The 15,732-nt window shown below is 71.5% G+C and carries 12 protein-coding genes, 1 tRNA gene and 1 riboswitch; of the genes, 7 read left to right on the top strand and 6 right to left on the bottom strand.

Going from position 1 to position 15,732, the window contains the following annotated elements; all coding sequences use genetic code 11:
- Nucleotides 1-51 precede the first annotated feature (51 nt).
- The 5 genes from QUY26_RS25155 to QUY26_RS25135 all read right to left on the bottom strand — a co-directional run bounded on the left by QUY26_RS25155 (nucleotide 52) and on the right by QUY26_RS25135 (nucleotide 6,263).
- Nucleotides 52-1,725: an AMP-binding protein gene (locus QUY26_RS25155; RefSeq protein WP_289950442.1), complete on the bottom strand. Its 1,674-nt coding sequence runs from the start codon at nucleotides 1,723-1,725 to the stop codon at nucleotides 52-54.
- 152 nt (nucleotides 1,726-1,877) lie between these two features.
- Nucleotides 1,878-2,477: a lytic polysaccharide monooxygenase auxiliary activity family 9 protein gene (locus tag QUY26_RS25150; protein WP_030358267.1), complete on the bottom strand. Its 600-nt coding sequence runs from the start codon at nucleotides 2,475-2,477 to the stop codon at nucleotides 1,878-1,880.
- Between the two features lie 240 nt (nucleotides 2,478-2,717).
- Nucleotides 2,718-3,371: a nucleoside/nucleotide kinase family protein gene (locus tag QUY26_RS25145; protein WP_289950437.1), complete on the bottom strand. Its 654-nt coding sequence runs from the start codon at nucleotides 3,369-3,371 to the stop codon at nucleotides 2,718-2,720.
- Between the two features lie 170 nt (nucleotides 3,372-3,541).
- Nucleotides 3,542-4,843 (bottom strand): SPFH domain-containing protein, encoded by a 1,302-nt coding sequence (locus tag QUY26_RS25140; RefSeq protein WP_289950436.1) that lies wholly within the window; start codon nucleotides 4,841-4,843, stop codon nucleotides 3,542-3,544.
- A 73-nt stretch (nucleotides 4,844-4,916) separates the two neighbouring features.
- Nucleotides 4,917-6,263 carry a peptidoglycan-binding protein gene (locus QUY26_RS25135; RefSeq protein ID WP_289950434.1) on the bottom strand — a complete coding sequence of 449 codons (1,347 nt, stop codon included), beginning with the start codon at nucleotides 6,261-6,263 and terminating at the stop codon, nucleotides 4,917-4,919.
- Between the two features lie 253 nt (nucleotides 6,264-6,516).
- Here QUY26_RS25135 and QUY26_RS25130 point away from each other — a divergent pair.
- From QUY26_RS25130 to QUY26_RS25115, 4 genes are all read left to right on the top strand, one after another.
- A tRNA-Lys gene (locus QUY26_RS25130) sits at nucleotides 6,517-6,590 on the top strand.
- Nucleotides 6,591-6,888: 298 nt separating this feature from the next.
- On the top strand, nucleotides 6,889-7,602 hold the full coding sequence (locus QUY26_RS25125) for a FadR/GntR family transcriptional regulator (RefSeq protein WP_289950433.1): 714 nt from the start codon (nucleotides 6,889-6,891) through the stop codon (nucleotides 7,600-7,602).
- Nucleotides 7,603-7,926: 324 nt separating this feature from the next.
- On the top strand, nucleotides 7,927-9,957 hold the full coding sequence (locus tag QUY26_RS25120; protein ID WP_289950432.1) for a glycosyltransferase family 2 protein: 2,031 nt from the start codon (nucleotides 7,927-7,929) through the stop codon (nucleotides 9,955-9,957).
- Nucleotides 9,954-11,891 (top strand): kelch motif-containing protein, encoded by a 1,938-nt coding sequence (locus QUY26_RS25115; protein WP_289950431.1) that lies wholly within the window; start codon nucleotides 9,954-9,956, stop codon nucleotides 11,889-11,891. Before QUY26_RS25120 ends, QUY26_RS25115 begins: the two co-directional genes overlap by 4 nt.
- A gap of 126 nt (nucleotides 11,892-12,017) precedes the next feature.
- On the opposite strand, the gene QUY26_RS25110 is transcribed toward QUY26_RS25115, so the two are convergent.
- Nucleotides 12,018-13,067: a glycoside hydrolase family 6 protein gene (locus tag QUY26_RS25110; protein WP_289950430.1), complete on the bottom strand. Its 1,050-nt coding sequence runs from the start codon at nucleotides 13,065-13,067 to the stop codon at nucleotides 12,018-12,020.
- A gap of 160 nt (nucleotides 13,068-13,227) precedes the next feature.
- Between QUY26_RS25110 and QUY26_RS25105 the strand changes: the two genes are divergently transcribed.
- The 3 genes from QUY26_RS25105 (at nucleotide 13,228) to QUY26_RS25095 (ending at nucleotide 15,674) form a co-directional block, all read left to right on the top strand.
- A complete protein-coding gene (locus QUY26_RS25105; RefSeq protein ID WP_289950429.1) occupies nucleotides 13,228-14,004 on the top strand; it encodes a GAF and ANTAR domain-containing protein in 777 nt (258 codons plus the stop codon).
- A gap of 350 nt (nucleotides 14,005-14,354) precedes the next feature.
- Nucleotides 14,355-14,504: riboswitch (cobalamin riboswitch) on the top strand.
- A gap of 31 nt (nucleotides 14,505-14,535) precedes the next feature.
- Nucleotides 14,536-14,766: a CbtB domain-containing protein gene (locus QUY26_RS25100; RefSeq protein ID WP_289950427.1), complete on the top strand. Its 231-nt coding sequence runs from the start codon at nucleotides 14,536-14,538 to the stop codon at nucleotides 14,764-14,766.
- A gap of 17 nt (nucleotides 14,767-14,783) precedes the next feature.
- Nucleotides 14,784-15,674: a CbtA family protein gene (locus tag QUY26_RS25095; RefSeq protein WP_289950425.1), complete on the top strand. Its 891-nt coding sequence runs from the start codon at nucleotides 14,784-14,786 to the stop codon at nucleotides 15,672-15,674.
- Nucleotides 15,675-15,732: the final 58 nt, after the last annotated feature.

The following is a 15,732-nucleotide window of genomic DNA, read 5'->3' as shown; positions in this document are numbered from 1 at the left end:
GGCCGCACGGTACCGGTGCCCCGCCGTATCCCCCCTTCCCCCCTCCCCCCCTCACCCCTCACCCAACAACCCCTCCCTCCCCCTCTCCCGAAACTCCCCCACCACCCCTTCCGCATCCCCCACCGTGAACTCCCGATAGGCCCCGCTCCCCCGGGGCCGCCACCACAACTCCCCCGGCCCCGCGCGACGGAACCCCTCCCCGCGCAAAGCCGCCCGCGCCACCTTGTGCGTGGCGGTCACGGGCAACCGTGACAGCACCCGCACGAAACGAGGCGCCATCTTCGTCCCCAGATCCCCTTGCGCCAGCAGGAACTCGGAGAAGGCGAGCGGATCGAAGGACACCCCTTCCCGCAGGGCGAGCGCGGCCATGACCTGGTCTCCGGCGACGGGGTCCGGCACGGCGTACACGGCGACGGCCACCACCGGCTCCCACCGGGCGAGGATCGCCTCGATCACCGCGGCCGCCAGGTTCTCGCTGTCGACCCGCAGCCGGTCGTCCGCGCGCCCGGCGAAGTAGAGGTACCCGGCCGCGTCGCGGTAGAAGAGGTCCCCGGTCCAGTACCAGCCCTTCTCCCGGACCCGCTCCGCGTCGGCCTCGGCGTTGCGCCAGTAGCCCTCGAAGGCACTGCGCCCCCGGTTGACCAACTCACCGATCGCCGCGTCCCCGTTGAGCAGCCGACCGCCGGGCCCGAACTCGGCCGCCGCGCACTCCTCGCCGGTGCCGGGGTCGAGGACGGCGAGGTCGTCGCCGGGCGCGGCCCGCCCGATGGCCCCGTCGGGGGTGCCGGGCGAGCGCTGGATCGCGGCCCCGCCCTCCGACGACCCGTAGCCCTCGACGAGCCGTGCCCCGAACCGCTCCTCGAAGCGCCGCGCGTCCACCGCCCCGGCCTCGGTGCCGAAGCCGAGGCGCAGTGAGTGGTCGCGGTCGTCGGGGCGAGCGGGGGTGGCGAGGAGGTACTGCACGGCACGGCCCACGTAGGTGAAGTAGGTGGCGCCGAACCGCCGTACGTCCGGCAGGAACCCGGACGCGGAGAAGCGCCGCCGCAGCGCGACCCCGGCGCCCGCGGCGAGCGCGGGCGCCCAGTCGGCGATGACGGCGTTGCCGTGGAACATGGGCATGCAGACGTAGTGGACGTCGTCGGGCCGCACGCCGAAGTGCCGGACGAGGGAGTGCCCTGCGGCCGCGAGGCGCCGCTGGCTGCACACGGCCGCCTTCGGGGCGCCGGTCGACCCGGAGGTGAAGTAGAGGAGCAGTCGGGCGGCGGGGGTGGCGTCCGGGGAGGGCTCGGGTGCGGCGCCGCGGTAGGGCGCGAGGAGTGCGTCGTAGTCGGGTGTGTCCGTGACCAGGACGCGTACGCCGGGCAGGTCGAGTCCGGTGAGCAGGGGCAGGTGGGCCCGCTCGGTCACGAGCAGTCGGCAGTCGGTGTGCAGGATGTCGCGGGCGAGTTCGGCGCCGCGCCGGGTCGGGTTGATCCCGGCGACGGCCGCGCCGGCGAGCGCGGCGGCGCTCAGCCACAGCGGGTACTCGGGGGTGTTGTCGAGCAGGACGCCGACGTGCCGGGCCGCGCACCCGTCCAGGAGGTCCCGCAGCAGCGCGGCCCGCGCCGCCGCGGCCGCGGCCACCTGGTGGTGGCTGAGCTCCCGGTCCTCGAAGCGGAGCCCGGGGCGGTGGTCGCCCCAGCGGGCGAGGACGAGTTCCGCGACCGTTTCGGGTTCGGACGTCATGGCGGCGCACCATAATTGACGCACCGTCAGAAGTGGAGGGGCGCGGCAGGACGGAGCCGTCCTGTGCACGCCGTCGCGTCCGTCCGCGGACGGCGTGCACAGAACTCACCCGTGGGGGGCGGCAGTTCTGCCCGGAGGAAGGTCAGGTCAGGTCAGAACTGGACGTCCGAGCAGGCGTAGAACGCGTTCCCCGTGTCGTGGACGGTCCACACGGCCACGATCACGTGGTGGCCGCTGCGGCCGCCGGGGATCGTGCCGCTGTGCGACAGGGTCGCGGGCGGCTGCTGACCGCCGTAGGGGACGTTGAGGAACGGCTGGGTGTCGAGCGCCGCCCGCGTCACCGGCTGGCCCTCGTTCCAGCCCTGCTTGGTGATGTAGTACTTGAAGTCGGTGGTGCGGTGCCGGGCCGTGAACTGCCAGCGGAAGCTGTAGTTCTGACCGGCCGATACCTTCGTGGTGGGCCAGGCGCCGCCGCCGGGCTTGGTCGCCTTGTCCAGCGAGCTGAAGCCCGCGATGCCGGCGGAGCATATCTTCCCGTCGGCGGGACCGGCCGCCGGGAAGCCCTTGGGGCCCTCGACGCTCTGCGGCTCGTACTGGATGGCGCCACAGCCGGTCACTACGCCCTTCGCGCAGTTGATCTGACGGCTTGCTGGCAGGTCGGTGTAGCCATGGCTGCTGGCGCCGCCGGTCGAGAGCACGAACGCTCCCACCGTCGCCATCCCGAGCATGGCCGCGGAAATCTTCTTTCGCATGCTGCCGCTCCTGAAGAACGTGGGGGTGTTCCATGAGCCGTGCGCGCGCTAACGGTCGTGCGTCGCCCGTCGAGGCACCGTCGGTTCCCGAGACTGCTGCGTACCTCTGGGGGCGTTGTTGGGGAAGTGCAGGACCTGCATGTGGTGCGTGACGTGCGGTTCGTGCGTACTGCTGGTGGTGCGTGCCGTGCGGAACCGCGTGTTCCGCGATGTGTTCTGCGGTCTAGACCAAGCCTCAGATTATTGCGAGTAGTTGAACATGTCCATACCAATCGTGGAGAGGATCCGGTCGCACCGACCGCGCGAGGCAGCCACGAGTTCACCGTTCGGAACGTCGTTCTCCGCCACCCACGCGCGCGCCGCGCCCGGCTCCCGCCCGCCCGTCAACTGCCGCTCCACCAGACGCTCCTGGCGCACGTCCGCAGGGGCGTCGACGTACCAGCACGCCCCCATCAGCTCCCGCGCCGCCCGCCAGTCCGGCAGGTCGCAGGCCAGGTAGTTGCCCTCGGTGACGACGAGCCGGGCTGCGGGCGCGACCCGGTGCCGGGCGGCGACGGGCTCGTGCAGGGTGCGGTCGTAATCGGGTACGTAGACGTCGGCGGCGGTGTCGTCGAGGACCCGGCGGAGCAGGGCGACGTACCCGCGCGCGTCGAAGCTCGGCTCCGAGCCCTTGCGGGAGGTCAGGCCGAGGCGCTCCAGCTGGACGTTCGACAGGTGGAAGCCGTCGAGGGGCAGATAGGCGGCGCCCGCGCCGATCTCCGCGACCAGCGCGCGGGCCAGCGTGGACTTCCCGGCGCCGGGCGGCCCGGCGAGGCCGAGCACGACGCGCGGTCCGCGCTCGGTCAGCTTCCAGGCGTCCGCCGCGAGGGTCGTCAGGCTCGTCGTGGAGTTCATGGGCGGGGACGATACGGCGATCGTGCCCGCGGGGGGGCCGGGGCCCCTGGTCGGGCGTGCCCGGAGCCAGGAGGGCGCCCGCGGATCCGGACGGGCGTGCCCGGAGCCGAGAAGGGCGCTCCCGGACCCGGACAGGCGTACCCGAAGTCGGGCAGGCGCCCCCGGCCCCGTCAGGCGCTGTCGCCGCGCCCCGTGCAGAACGCCACCGTCAGGTCCTTCACCAGCGCCCTGCGCTCGTAGTCGTCGAGCTCGACCAGGCCCCGCGTGGTCAGCCGGGTCACCGTGTCCTCCACGGAGTCCACCACCGACGTGAGCAGACTGTCGCGGTGCCGGGCGTCGAGTGCGGCGATCCGGTGGCGGTGCATGGCGGCGGCGACCTCGGGCGCGTACTCGATGCGCGTCGGCTGCACCGAGAAGATCTCCACGCCCACCGGCTCCGCCTGCGCGGCGAGCGCCGCCGTCAGGGCCTCGCCGACCGCCTCCGCGTCCCGCAGGGTCGGCGCGTCGTCGTGGAAGGCGTCGGCGGGCAGCTTCGAGAGCACCCGCGCGGTGGTCGCCTCCACGCACTCCCGCAGGTACTCCTGGTGGTCGGCGACAGCGAGCGTGGCCCGTGCGGTGTCCTTGACCCGCCACACCACGAGCACCACCACGCGCAGCGCGACCCCGGAGCGGTCCACGGCCGCCATCGGCTCGCTGCGCCAGTGCCGCAGCCGTACGTCGACGCGGCGGCGCAACAGCAGCGGGTTCACCCACAGCAGCCCGGTGCGCCGCACGCTCCCCCGGTACCTGCCGAACAGCGAGAGCACCCACGCCCCGCCGACCCGCCCCCGCGCGAGCCCGCCGAACCCGAAGAGCGCCAGCGCCCCCGACCCGGCGAGCGCGGCCCACTGCCCGACGGAGATCCCGGCCGCGCCACCGCCCCGGAGGTCACCGGCCGGTGCCACCAGGTCCACCACCGGCTCCGGCAGCACCCCCGCCCACCACAGCGCGAGCGCGCACCCGGCCGCGCCGACGCCCCCGCCGAACACGCCGACCGCCCCGGGCAGCACCCGGCCCCGGCGCTCGGCGAGCCCGGCGTCGAACTGCGGCACGCAGGGCGCGGGCGGCACCGGCGCCACCGCCGCCCGCCCCCCTTGCCCCGTCCGCGCCGCCTGCCCCGCACGGCCTGCGCTCCCCGCACGTCCCGGCTGCCCCTGCTGCCCGGCATCGCCCGCGCCACCCGCGCGCCCGGCCCCACCAGCCCGCCCCGCGCCCCGCGTCCCACCGGAGAGCACGGCCCCGCGCCGCACCACCGCGGGACCGAGCGGTACGCCCGTCGTGCCGGACGCCGCCGCCATGTCCTGGGGGTCGTCGCGGAAGAGCAGGTGGACGGGGATCTCCGTGGTGGCCTCGCTGTGGATCAGGCGCGGCGAGCGTCCTGCCGGTCCGGGCCCCTCACCGGATTCCGGCGGCCGCTGCGTCGTCGTACTCATCCGTGCCTCCGTCTCATCCGTGCCTCCGTCATGAGTCCCGTGCCTCCGTCCGAGTCCGTACCGCGCGTGCGCCTCACGCGAAGAGCCGCCGCCACGTCTCCGGCCCCGGCATCCCGTCGGCCGCGCCGCCCCGCCACCCCTGCGCCCGCTGGAACGCCTCGACCGCGCGCCGGTCCGCCTCGCCCCAGCGCGGCCCGGGCCCGTGCGCGTAGTACCTCCCGAACCCCGCGCGCACGAGCTGTCTGCCGAGCCGGGTCACGTGGTCGTTGTTCTGCCCCGGCCGGAAGTACGCCTTGCCCGGGAAGGCGGGCGCGGCCGGGGCGCCGGGGGCACCGGGAGCGCCCTTGCGGGCAGGAATGTCCTTGCCCTTCCCGTCCACCAGGTACGCCCACGTCGTCGGCCCCGGAAGGCCGTCCGCGTCGGCGCCGGTCCAGCCCTGTGCCCGCTGGAAGGCCCGGGTCGCCGCCCGGTCGGCCTCGCTCCAGCGCGGCCCGGGCCCGGTGCGGTAGAAGCGGGCGCCACCACGGGCCACCAGCATCTCGCCGAGCCGCGTGACGTGGTCGTTGTCGGCGCCGGGCCCGAACCGCCCGGCCCCCGGGAACCGCGCCGACCCCGGCCCCGAGCCCGCCTGGCCGGTCGGCCGCAGCCCGTTGTAGCGATACGCCAGATAGCGGTCGCCGTTGTTCCAGTACGCGTACGGGGTGGCCTGCCTGCGGGCGTGCGGGCGGGCCTGTTCGTAGGCGAGGTAATGGCCGCGGGTGTAGTCGGTCCAGCCGCCGAAAATGGTCACGTGCGAACCTCTCTCCGGGTTCGCCGGATTGTGGAAGAGGAGAATGTCGCCGGGCTTCAGTTCTTCCTTGGAGATACGGGTCGCATAACGTCCGAGGCTGCCCGTCCATTCGTTTCCGCCGAGATTCCAGGCCATCGAGACAAAGCCCGAGCAGTCCTGCCGGTAACCGTCGGCCGAGAACCTCTGCATGCTGTACGGCACCTTCGCGGCGACCCACCGCTTGGCCCGGGTGATGATCTCGGCGCGGCTGGTCGTGCGGGCCGCGGCGCTCTTGCCGGGCGCTCCGTGCAGGGCGCTCGGGCCGCGCTGGGGGGTGTCGGGGCCGTCCGCTCCGGGCAGGCCCGCGAGGGCTCCCGCCGGGGCCGCGCGATGCGGCTCGCCCGGCTGCGCGGGGCGCTCCCCCACCCCTCCCAGCTGCTCGGACGCCACCGCGGGCAGGGTGTGGGCGGAGCCGAGGACGGAGCCGGCCGCGGCCGCGAGGACGAGGGCGCGGCGGGCGCCGTGAGCGGCCGGGTGGCCGCCGAGCCGGGGCGGCAGGGCGTGTGCTCCGGAACGCCGCCAGTGCACACAGCCCGGGCAGTCGCAGTCGTTCGCGGGCTCGAATTCCTCGAATACGGGAGCAGCCTCCATGCGATTCCCCTCACACTCCGGCGCATTCCCGACGAGATCGGGGAACGGGCCCGGGAAAGTCTCTCCGCGCGTCTGCACATGCGTCAGCTTCTCAACTGTCCGGGCATGGCGCATGTTGACGGTCCGAATGATGCAGCGCCCGCTCCCGCCACCCCCCAGGAACACCCCGCCGTCCCCCGCTGAAGGCCGGGCCCCACTCCCGGGGTGGTCAGAAGCACCCCTCACCGTCCGGTAGAGTTGTCCAGGTCAGCAGGCGCCGCTAGCTCAGTTGGTTAGAGCAGCTGACTCTTAATCAGCGGGTCCGGGGTTCGAGTCCCTGGCGGCGCACAGACAAGCAAGGCCCTCCGTGCACACGGGGGGCCTTCGCTGTTGGACCAGGCCCGGCAGCGACCAGCGAAACCGGCTGGGGGTCCGGGGTCATCCCCCGGGAAACGCAGCATCAGCGGGTCCGGGGTTCGAGTCCCTGGCGGGGGCTCCGCCACCCACACCCCCTCAGGTCGGCCGGAGCTGACGCAACCCTTCCAGCCCGGCGGGAGCCCTTCGTGCTGCTCACACCACGGGGCCGTGCCGCCGGCGCCCCCGCACGCCCCTGGGTCCCGGCGGGCCCGACCGCTACGGTTGCGCCATGCCACGCGACCTCCAGGAGCGGATCAAGAAGCTCATCATCGACCAGCGGCTGCCCTCGGGGGCGGTGCTGCCGACCGAGCCCGAGCTCATGGAGCGGCTCGGCGCCAGCAGGAACTCGGTGCGCGAGGCCCTGAAGGCGCTCCAGGCGATGGGCATCGTCGAGATCCGGCACGGCTTCGGCACCTACGTCGGACCGATGTCGATGGCCCCGATGATCGAGGGCCTGACCTTCCGCACGGTCGCGGGCCACTACCGGGGCGAGGACAGCCTGCTCCAGCTCCTCGAACTGCGCGAGGCAGTGGAGGCCGGCCTGATCGCGCGCCTGGCCGGTTCCATACCCGCCGCCGACCTCGCCGAGCTCGACGCCCTCGTGGACCGCATGGACGCCGAGGCCGCGGGCCCCGACGGCACCGTGCGCGCCGAGACCGACCGCGCCTTCCACGCCGCGCTCTACAGGTGCCTGGGAAACCGCCTGCTCAGCGAGGTCATGGAAGCGTTCTGGGACGCTTTCCACCGGGTTCGTACGGATTTGGTGGACATTCCCCAGGACCCGAAGGTCACCTGCCGGCAGCACCGGGAGATCCTGGACGCGGTGCGCTCCTCGGACGTGCTCCGCGCCGAGCGGGCGATACGGGAACACTTCGGTAACATTCGCTCCCGGCTGAGCGCACCTGCCTCAACAGCCCTCCCTCTTCCCAGTTATGACCGGTAAACTGCTTGTTTCGCTCTTGCGATCATGATTAGGCGCGTAGAACCCTGACGGGAGGCTCGGGCACGGCCCGGCTCTCATGAGGCGTGCGGTACAGGGCAGTTGGGGGGCTCGCACGCCGGCGCTGAGAGAACCCGCGTGAACGCCTGGACGGGGGTCCCCGCGTTCATGAACGGATGCCGAGGGGGGCATCATGCAACCGGAAGGTCGCCTTTCGCTGTCCTACGGGAAGGTGGCCTGCCACTGATGCGTCCGCGAAGGTCGAGGGGGACCGGGCGGACACAGGACCGACGAACACGCGGGCGATCGCGTGCGGGGGGATGACTGATGACGTCGACGCCGACGGGGCAGGGCAGCAACGACCCGTCCCAGACGACCCAGCTGCGGGTCCTCTCGAACCGCACGGGCGGCTTCAGACGCATCAAGAAATCGCTGCCACGGTACGACTACGAGCACTACAGCCGACTCGCCGGGCCCCTCACCCAGCCGGACCCGGCGAAGCCGTACAAGGTCCAGTACCGCTCGCTGCTGTCCCAGGAGCCGCACCGCCTGCGCGCCGCGCTGATGCTCGGCGCGGCCCCGCTGCTCTCCCTCGTCCTGCTCGCCTGGCTGCTGCAGCCCGAGCACTGGACGGAGCGCGACTACGTCGCGCACGACTGGCTGCCCGTGCTCGACGTTGTCATGCTCGTCTCGATCGGCCTGATCGAGTTCTTCCGCTGCATGAACGTCTTGTCGAATGCGCACGCCACCCTCGTCGCCCGCGACCCGATCCCCGTGGTGCCCGAGAACGGCACCCGCGTGGCCTTCCTCACCTCGTTCGTGCCCGGCAAGGAGCCGATCGAAATGGTGACGAAGACCCTGGAAGCGGCGGTGAAATTGCGCCACCGGGGGCTCCTGCACATCTGGCTGCTCGACGAGGGCGACGACCCGGAGGTGAAGGCGGTCTGCGCGCGCCTCGGCGTGCACCACTTCTCCCGCAAGGGCATCGCCAAGTGGAACCAGGCCAAGGGCCCGCACCGCGCCAAGACCAAGCACGGCAACTACAACGCCTGGCTGGACGCGCACGGCGACGACTACGACTACTTCGCCTCCGTGGACACCGACCACGTCCCGATGCCCAACTACCTGGAGCGGATGCTCGGCTTCTTCCGCGACCCGGACGTCGGCTTCGTCATCGGCCCGCAGGTGTACGGCAACTACGACACGTTCGTCACCAAGGCAGCCGAGTCCCAGCAGTTCCTCTTTCACGCCCTGATCCAGCGCGCGGGCAACGCCTACGGCTCCCCGATGTTCGTCGGCACGTCCAACGCGGTGCGCATCAGCGCCCTGAAGCAGATCGGCGGTCTGTACGACTCGATCACCGAGGACATGGCGACGGGCTTCGAGATCCACCGCCACAAGAACCCGGCGACGGGCAAGAAGTGGAAGTCGGTCTACACCCCGGACGTGCTCGCCGTCGGCGAGGGCCCCAACGCCTGGACGGACTTCTTCACCCAGCAGCTCCGCTGGTCGCGCGGCACCTACGAGACCATCCTCAAGCAGTTCTGGAAGGCACCGTTCACGCTCCCGCCGGGACGGTTCTTCAACTACACGATGATGGTCATCTTCTACCCGATGTCCGCGCTGAACTGGATCCTCGCGGCCCTCAGCTGCGCCCTGTTCCTCGGCCTCGGCGCCTCCGGCGTGAACATCGACCCGACCATCTGGCTGATGCTGTACGGCAACGCGTCGGCGCTGCAGATCGGCCTGTACGTCTGGAACCGCCGCCACAACGTCTCCCCGCACGAGCCCGAGGGCTCCGGCGGTGTCGCGGGCATGGTGATGTCGGCGCTGTCAGCGCCGATCTACGCGCGCTCCCTGATGGACGCCGCGCTGCGCCGCAAGTCCAAGTTCGTCGTCACGCCCAAGGGCGACTCGGCGAGCCCGGACACGCTGTTCGGCACGTTCCGCATCCACTTGTTCTTCATCCTGGTCTTCGCCGGGTCCATAGCGGCGGCGTACGTGTACGACCACGCGCATCCCGCGATGATCATCTGGGCCACGTTCGCGCTGCTCATCACGGCCGCGCCGATCTTCGCCTGGCGGCACGGCATGCGCCAGGAGAAGAAGAAGTCCGCCGCTCCCGCCGCGGGCCGGGCCGAGCCCCGGCACGCCGCCCCGACCGTGCCCGCCCCGCAGCCCTTCCCGCAGCAGGCCGCGTACTCCGGTCAGAACCAGCAGCCGTACCCGCACCAGCAGTACGCGCCGCACTCCGCGCCACCGCACGCGCGCCCCGCACCGCACGGGCCGCAGCAGAAGCCCAGTTGGGCCTCGAATGACGAGACCAAGCAGATCGCCCTCGGGAGCCACGAACAATGAAAGACCCGTCCAGCCGCCGCCGCGCCCGCCGGATCGCGATAGGTACGGCGGTGGTACTGGCCCTGGCCGGAATGAACGGCCCCTGGCTGTGGCGCGTGGGCTCCGAGAAGTACCACAACTACAAGATCAACCAGCCGGAGTACAAGGCCGACAACGGCCACTGGAAGGTGATCGACTTCCCGGAGGAGTACCGGCAGAACACGATCCACGCGTCGCTCCTGCACACCGGCAAGATCCTGATGGTGGCCGGGTCCGGCAACAACCAGAAGAACTTCGACGACAAGAAGTTCGACACCCGTCTCTGGGACCCGGTCAAGAACACCATCAAGAAGATCCCGACGCCCGTCGACCTGTTCTGCACCGGCCACACCCAGCTCGCCGACGGCAAGCTGCTGATCGCGGGCGGCACCAAGCGCTACGAGAAGCTCAAGGGCGACGTCACCAAGGCCGGCGGCCTGATGATCGTGCACAACGAGAACCCGGACAAGCCGATCACGCTGCCCGCGGGCACCAAGTTCACCGGCAAGAAGAACGGCAAGACGTTCGTGTCGAAGGACCCGGTCGTCGTCGAGCGCGCGAAGAAGGTCTTCGACAAGCAGACCGGCAAGTTCCTGCGCAACGACCCCGGCCTCGGCCGGATCTACGTCGAGGCGCAGCAGAGCGGCGCGAAGTACGAGACCGGCACCCAGGACAACTACCGCGTGCAGGGCCTCAGCGGCGCCGACACCCGCAACACGTACGGCATCGCGCAGAAACTCGCCCTGGACAAGAAGGACTTCCAGGGCATTAAGGACACCTTCGAGTTCGACCCGATCGCCGAGAAGTACATCAAGGTCGACCCGATGAACGAGGCCCGCTGGTATCCCACGCTGACCACGCTCACCGACGGCAAGGTGCTCTCCCTCTCCGGCCTCGACGAGATCGGCCAGCTGGTACCGGGCAAGAACGAGGTGTACGACCCGAAGACCAAGAAGTGGACGTACACCAAGGGCGTCCGGCAGTTCCCGACCTATCCGGCGATCTTCCAGATGGCCGACGGCAAGCTCTTCTACTCCGGCTCCAACGCCGGTTACGGCCCCGACGACGTCGGCCGTGACCCGGGCATCTGGGACCTGAAGACGAACAAGTTCAAGAAGATCCCCGGCATGAGCGACCCGGACCTCCTGGAGACCTCCAACACGGTGGAGCTGCCGCCCGCGCAGGACCAGCGGTACATGGTGGTCGGCGGCGGTGGCGTCGGCGAGTCCAAGGAGGCCTCGTCGAAGACCCGGATCGTGGACCTGCGGGAGGACGCCCCGCGCTTCCGGGACGGCCCGGAGCTGGAGAAGGGCACCCGCTACCCGCAGGCGTCCGTGCTCCCCGACGACTCCGTCCTCGTCTCCGGCGGCTCCGAGGACTACCGCGGCCGCAGTGCCTCCAACATCAAGCAGGCCCGGATCTACGACCCGAGGTCCAACACCTTCGACAAGGTCGCCGACCCGCTCGTGGGCCGCAACTACCACTCGGGCTCGATCCTGCTGCCCGACGGCCGCGTGATGTTCTTCGGCTCGGACTCCCTGTACTCCGACAAGGGCAACACGAAGCCGGGCGTCTTCGAGCAGCGCGTGGAGATCTACACGCCGCCGTACCTGTACCACGGGTCCCGGCCCGCCCTGGGCGCGGGCCCGAAGAAGATCGCGCGCGGCGGGTCCGGGACGTTCCCGACGTCCGACGCCTCGTCGATCAAGAAGGCCCGGCTGATCCGGCCCAGCGCCACGACCCATGTGACGGACATCGACCAGACGTCCATCGCCCTCGACATGAAGAAGACCGCGAAGGGGATCACGGTCACCGTCCCGAAGAACCGCAGCCTGGTCGAGTCCGGCTGGTACATGCTCTTCGTGACGAACGAGGAGGGCACGCCCAGCAAGGCCCAGTGGGTACACGTCCCGTGAGGCGAGCCCCGTAAGCGCGGGTAACTGCGCGCTCAGCGCGAGAAAAGCCGCAGTCGCGTCTGCCAGGTCACTCGGCAGACGCGACTGCGGCTTTCGCTGTGGCTGGTCGCGCAGTTCCCCGCGCCCTTACGGGGCGCCCTGCTCACTGGCCTTCGCCAGCGCGAGCGCGTACTCGGGGAACCACTGGCCGGCCTGCGGGCCACCGCGACACGTCCCGTCGGACTCACCGGGCCGCTTGACCCACACATACGCGTCGACGAGGTCATCGCCGGTGTCGACGGTGGGAGCCTCGCCCAGGGCCCGCCCGGGCGGGTTGCACCAAGGGTCCTTGCCCTTGCCCGTATAGGGCCCGCGCCCATTGCGGCTCGTGTCGATGATGAACGGCTTGCCGCCGACCTTGGAGGACAGCGTCTTGCCGTAGGCCTTGCTGGCCTCCGTGGTCTGGAAGTTGGAGACGTTCACGGAGAACCCGTCGGCCAGCTCGACGCCGGAGCGCTTCAAGGGCTCGTACAGCGAGTCGGGCTGAGACCACCCCGCGTTGCCCGCGTCGAGGTAGACCTTCGTGTTCTTCAGGGACTTGAGCTTGGCGACGGCGCCCTTGAGGAGGTCGTAGCGCTCCTCGTGGAACTGCTCGGGCGTGCACCTGTCGACCATGTGCAGGACCGCGTCCGGCTCCAGGACGACCGTGGCGTGCCGCTCGCCGATGCCCTTGGCCACGGCGTCGATCCAGGCGCGGTAGGCGTTGCCGTCGGCGGCGCCGCCCTTGGAGAACTGGCCGCAGTCGCGGTGCGGGATGTTGTAGAGGACGAGGAGGGCGTCCCGGTCGGCCTTCTCGGCGGCCTCCGTGTACCCGCGGACCTCCTCCTCGGGCTTCTCCGGGCCGATCCACTCGCCGACGGGCTGCTCGGCGATCTTGCGGATCTGCTCGGCCTCGTCCTTCTTGCCGTCCTTCTCGTACGCGGCGACCTGCTTGGCGGCGTTCCCCTCGGGGTTGACCCAGAACGGGTCCTTGCCCTTGGGCTGTTGGCTGACGCCGTTGCCGGAGCCCTCCTCCTCCTTGCCGTCACCGTCCGACGAACACCCGGAAAGCAGCAGCGCGGCCCCCGCGAGCGCCACCGTCACGGACACCCCCCTGGCCGCGTAGCCCCGCGCGCGACCTGTGTTTTTGCGGTACATCCACTCCCCCTCGGGTGCACTGTCCGGTGCTCAATCCTGACATAACCGGGTGCGGCCCACGAGGCCCGGCAGGCCCGGCGACACACCTGTTGGTGACCTGTTACAGCCCGCCGAAGCTGGGTAGGCGAGGGGCCGTGGGGGGCGGGCCCGAAGGAGACTCATGCTGGACCGCACCCCAGCGCGCAGGCTGGCACAGATCCTCATCGAAGCCGCCGACACCGCCGCCGACGACTTCGACGTGGAGCGCCACCTGCGCCGCGTCAGCCAGCACTGCGCCGAACTCCTCGGAGCCCTGGCCGTGGGCGTGGTGTACGCCGACGGCGGCGGCGCCGTCGGCCTCGCCGTCAGCGACAAGGGCGGTGAGCTGGCCAGGGACCTCCTCGAAGCCCAGGCGGCAGAGGGCCCCTGCCTGGAGTCGTACGGCACCGGCACCCCCGTGCCGCCCGTCCTGCTCGCCTCCGCCGACGCGCTCGCCCGCTGGCCGGACTTCACGAAGCGGGCCCGCGCGCGGGGCGTGGAGGCCACGTTCGCGGTGCCGCTGCGGGCCCGCGAGCGGGTGCTCGGCGCGCTCAACGTCTTCGCCGCCCGGTCGCCGAACGGGAACCGGCCCGACGGCCGTCCGCAAGAGGGCGAAGAGGACAGCGCGTTGGTGCTCGCGCAGGCGCTCGCCGACGCCGCCGGGGTCGGGTTGCGCAACCACCGCGCGTACGCCACGTACCGCGACCTCTCCCAGCAGCTACAGGTCGCCCTGACCAGCAGGATCCGCATCGAGCAGGCCAAGGGGATCCTGGCCGAGCGCTGGCGGACCGGTCTGGACGTGGCCTTCGAGGCGCTGCGGCGGCACGCGCGCCGGGAGCGCCTGGTGCTGGACGTCGTCGCGGGAATGGTGATCGAAGGCGCCCTGGACGACGCGACGTTGCGCGGAGAGGGCTCGTAAGCCGCCAGAACTCGCCGAGCACTTGGCGCCAAAAGCCCTCTAGGCCGGGGCCGCCTTCCGCTCTAGAGTCAGTCCTAACGGCCCAAGCCCCCGGTCGGAGTTGCCTTTTCGCACCGCCTGGACCCATCAGAACCGTTGGGACCAACCAAGGCCTCCCGTGCCGACGCCGGGTTCCTCCCGCAGCTCGAGCGCGCGCGGTCGAGGACCAGCCCGGTCGACGACTCCGGGGGGAGCGGGTCGTTGGCCGGGCCGGGTTGTGCCCGCGCCCACCGCGCGCCGGGGTGCGCGCCGTGCGCACAAGCCCCCATGTCAGGGGCGCGCGGGCTGGTTGACAGTGTCCATGACCACCTGGGACTCTCCGGGCGACAAGTCCATACATCGAGGCGACGGTTGCCAGGAACCCGGTGCGACTCCGGGACGGTCCCGCCACTGTTACCCCGCGCGAGTCACCGCTCACCCGCGCGCGGAAGTCAGGAACTGACCCGTCGTCCTCCTGTCATGGGGCGTGGAAACCCCATAAGGAGAGCACCTATGTCCACTGCTACGCCTGCCCACGGCCCGGCACACACCGACACCGCGGCGATACAGTCCGCGACGATCGAGACCCGTGACTGGCTCATCGCGGCGGCCGCCGCGATCGTCGCGCTGATCGCTCTCTACGCCGTCTTCATGGACAACGGCTCGCTGATCTCGGCGACCGGCGACTACCTGCACGAGTTCGCTCACGACGGCCGGCACCTCTTCGGTGCTCCCTGCCACTGATCGGGGCCGCGCGCACCATGCCGACGTCCCCGAAGTCCCCGAACTCTCCCACCGCTCCCCGCACTTCCCCCGACCCCACCGGCGAACCCCCCAAGTCGCCCGAAACCACTGATACATCCGCGTCCCGCGAGTCCGGGCGCTCCCCCGTGCTGCCGCTGCTCGGTCGCGGGATGGTCGCCGGAGCGCTCGGCGGCCTGGTCGCCGGGCTGTTCTCGCTGCTGCTCGCCGAACCCCTGATGGACAAGGCGATCCGCGCCGAGGAGGCCCGCTCGCACGAGCACGAGCCCGCGGGTGGCGCCGTCCAGCACCACGAGGAGCTGTTCTCGCGCTCCACCCAGCACGCGGGCCTGGTGATCGCCCTGGTCGTGGCGGGCATCGCGATCGGCGTGCTGTTCGCCGTCGCGTACGCGCTCGTGCACCGGCGTGATCCGCGCGGCAACCCGTGGCCGCGCGCCCTCGCGTTCTGCGCGGCCGCGTTCTGCGCCGTCTCGCTGTTCCCCGCGCTGCGCTATCCGGCGGCCCCGCCCGGGGTCGGGGACGCGGGCACCGTGGGCGACCGGCAGGAGATGTGGCTCGGCGCGGTCGCCCTCGGCGTGCTCGGCATGTTCCTGGTGTGGCAGGTGTACGTGCGCCTCGCCACGCGCCCCGTACCGGTGCGGCAGTGCGCGGCTGCCGTGACGGCGGTGGCGGTCCTCGCGCTCCTGTGGGCGCTGCCCGACAACCCCGACCCGGTCCCGGTCAGCGCGACCCTGCTGTGGGACTTCAGGATGCTGTCCCTGGCGTCGCACGTGCTGATGTGGGCGGTGTTCGCGGTCGTGTTCGGCGGCCTCGGGCTGCGCGCCCTGCGGACGAAGGAGCCGGTCACGGCCGATGCGTCGGGCTACGGCTCGGCGGCGCCGGCGAGTTAGGGCTGGGGCCGCGCGGCTCCCGCGGGTCAGCGGCCACGGCCGCGCGGCTCCGGCGGGC

Origin of the sequence: Streptomyces flavofungini, from assembly GCF_030388665.1 — a bacterium.
In the GTDB taxonomy this organism is placed as follows: Bacteria; Actinomycetota; Actinomycetes; order Streptomycetales; family Streptomycetaceae; genus Streptomyces; species Streptomyces flavofungini_A.
The sequence above is the reverse complement of the archived record's forward strand: the minus strand, read 5'-3'. Positions and strand labels throughout refer to the sequence as shown.